Source organism: Vibrio genomosp. F10 str. 9ZD137 (assembly GCF_049974785.1).
Classification (GTDB): Bacteria; Pseudomonadota; Gammaproteobacteria; order Enterobacterales; family Vibrionaceae; genus Vibrio.
Window position 1 is genome coordinate 1 of the sequence record NZ_JBNGCJ010000810.1, and the last position, 3,052, is coordinate 3,052.

Annotated in this window: 2 protein-coding genes and 1 pseudogene; 1 reads left to right on the top strand and 2 read right to left on the bottom strand. The window is 41.6% G+C overall.

What is annotated here, in order from left to right:
* Both ACP45E_RS18610 and ACP45E_RS18615 read right to left on the bottom strand, forming a co-directional pair.
* Window positions 1-1,162: methyl-accepting chemotaxis protein (locus tag ACP45E_RS18610; RefSeq protein ID WP_141707418.1), on the bottom strand; the 1,162-nt coding region annotated here is incomplete at its 3' end.
* A 678-nt stretch (window positions 1,163-1,840) separates the two neighbouring features.
* Window positions 1,841-2,731, bottom strand: coding sequence for a LysR family transcriptional regulator (locus ACP45E_RS18615; RefSeq protein ID WP_017036984.1), 891 nt, complete (start codon window positions 2,729-2,731; stop codon window positions 1,841-1,843).
* 122 nt (window positions 2,732-2,853) lie between these two features.
* Between ACP45E_RS18615 and ACP45E_RS18620 the strand changes: the two are divergent.
* A pseudogene (locus ACP45E_RS18620) lies at window positions 2,854-3,052 on the top strand (hypothetical protein); the annotation flags it as partial.

A 3,052-nucleotide genomic window follows, 5' to 3' on the forward strand; every position in this document is an offset into this window, starting at 1 on the left:
CACCGGCTCGAGCTGCCTCAATTGCGGCGTTTAGTGCTAGCAAATTGGTCTGTTCGGCAATATCACTGATGGTATTTGTGATACTAGTAATTTTTTCACTTTCTTTAGATAGTTCATTGATCGCTTGGGATGTTTGTGACATTTCATCGGCAAATACTTGCATTTGTAGCAATGTATCTGAAATAAGAGCGTCACCACCTTCAACCACTTGAGTCAGTTGCGTGGTTGTATCTGCCGTGCACTGCACATTGCTCGAGACACCGTCAACCGTTACCGTCATCTCACTCATACCAGTGGCGACTTGGGTCGTATGACTGCTCTGCTCACGCATCGCATATAAAACATCATGACTGGTTGCAGAGAGCTTATCTGCTGTAGATAGCAACTTGCTGACAGATTCCGAGGTCTGCATAAAAATGGCTTTATAGCGTCCTTGAACCATTTTCATTGAGGTTAGCACCATAGACAGTTCGTCCTTTCCCTCAACCTCTATATTTTTCGTAAAGTCACCAGCGGCAAGGTAATGATTATGCTCTATGATGTAAGTAAACTTTGAAAACACCCTTTTTTGGTTGGTAAAAAGCATCACAAGCACAACCACCACAGAGACCAAGGCAATGAGTTGTAGCATTGGCTGATCTGAAAGTAGACCAATCAAGCTTGCGCACAAAACTAGAACGGTGCTTAGTATATGGTTGATGGCCCGAGTCGTCAGCCGTCTAAACCAACGAGGTTGAGGCAAAGTCTTCGACGAGTCTTGCTTCATCGATTTATACAGTAATTCAGCCTCATTAATCTGGCTTTCGCTTGGTTTACTCCTAACCGACTGATAACCGACGGTAGCACCATTTTTGACGATCGGAATGACAAAGGCATCCACCCAATAGTGGTCACCATTTTTGCTGCGGTTCTTTACCATCCCCCGCCACGCCTGACCTGACTTTACCGTTTTCCATAGATCAGTGAATGCAGCTGGCGGCATATCTGGATGACGAACGATGTTGTGATCTTGGCCAATCAACTCCTCATAAGTAAACCCGCTGATCGCGACAAACGCATCGTTGACATATTTAATCTTGCCCTGTAGATCGGTGATCGATACAAGGTCTTCATTACTAGTAAACTTTTGTTCCCGTTGGGTTACGGGCTGATTGTTTCTCATAAAGCTCCCTTTCTATTCCTTGAAATGTAACTTTGTTTTTTATAACTGTAGCAAAAAATACAGTGGAAGTTTCCTTGCGTGGTAGTTATCTTGATACAGATTAATCATTTACTGCTAAATCGAATATCCAGAATAACAAAACCAACATCACCATTACTACCCGACCCTATAGTCGGTCAGTGAATTTAGTCTGATATTTTTAGAAACACTCTCATAAACGACTTTTGCCATACTTTTAATAATTGATGCTTTGCTAAATTAGCAGTCTCGCTAAAACGGAATTGTCCAAAAGCTTCTCGGATTGAATTTTTACCCGTGGCACTTTCTAACTCGAAAGTGCCCCATTCTTGGTTAACGTAATTACTCAGTGGTAAATTGTGCATCTGGAATAGCAGTACTTTTTATTATGGTTGGCGGTTAAGGAGCGGTTCCAGCATACTTGTAAAAGCGGTCATTACTTAACATTTCTATTTATGGCTACCGCTTGCATTGTAATGCTGGCTTACTTGAAGCGGAAATCACGATTGGGTAAAGGCTTATTGATGACTATTCTAATCTGTTAGTATTTTAATAGCGAACCGTACTCTAAAATTAAAATCTACACTAGATATGAAAGGCGTGTCCTCCTGCCTACTTATATTGAGGGGAGGGAATGAACATTTCGTACTCTAACCCGGCTTACCAAAAAAGTGATTGAGCATAATCGGTGATAATAGATTCCAACAATTCAATCTCTTGATACCCTTCAAGCTCTAGAGAGCAATAAAAAGACAGTGGGATTCTAAGAGCATTCGCCACTTCCACGACAGGCAATTTTTTCAAAATGCCTTTTGAAACCCATGCGTCAGCCACTGAATGGTTGAGTATAGCCCAACCATCCTCTCGAAGTAGTTCTAGTAATACTTCATTATTACTGACTATCCTCAAATCCGTGGAGATAGAAAATAGGTCAGCATTACTTTTGTGATGGCTTTCCATGATGTATTGCTTCTCTATCTCCAGCTCATCAATGTGCACTGTACCCTGGTTAGCTAAGGCATGCTCAGCGCTACAATAAAAGTGGTGTTGGACCGTACCCAAATAAATGTAACGGAAAGGGCGCTCAGGTAAGTTTTTCAACTTACTTTGCATGATGGCAACGCACGGAGTGTCATCGGTTAACGCATCCATTACTTCATTCCGATTCCTTTGAAGCCAGTGTAATCGCAATGTGGGGAGCGCATTTTTAACAAGTTGGTTGATGTCTTTGATTATTGAACCTGGCACCAAAGCGTCATGGTATATGACCAGCGACTCAAAAGGCTTTTGATAAGCATTTATCATTCTTTCGTACAATAAGTCGCTGTTTTTTAATAACACTTTGGCTTGGCGATACAACGCTTTTGCTTCTTCTGTCGGCAATGCACGCTTTCCTTCGATAATAAACAGTTCGATGCAAAAACTGTCTTCAAGTGCCTTGATCTGTTCACGTACGGTTGTGCGCTCTTTCTTAAGCTTTCTACCTGCCTTGCTGTAGCTGCTTTCTTCATACGTAGCGCAGAATGCGGCCAAGTGTTCATAGGAAAACATCTTTACTCCAAAGAAATTTATTGATGGATTATGCCATACATTATGCATTATTTTCGTATGTCGTTCGTTGTTATTATTTGAAGTGTAGTCAAACAAACTATCAAAGCGGACCAAGAAGCACTATGAAAAAAAACAAATTCATCTCTAGAAGTACCAAAATACTTTTACTTAATGCAGTCGTTATTCTAACCCCAAGTTTGGCTGCGGCTAACGAACAAAGTAATGAACGAATAGACCCGTCCGATATGACCCGGGCGTATAGTCAAGCTTTTATCGGCACCAGTAACAAAGGGGACGTTAAAGCATTTGGCTCCCTCTCCT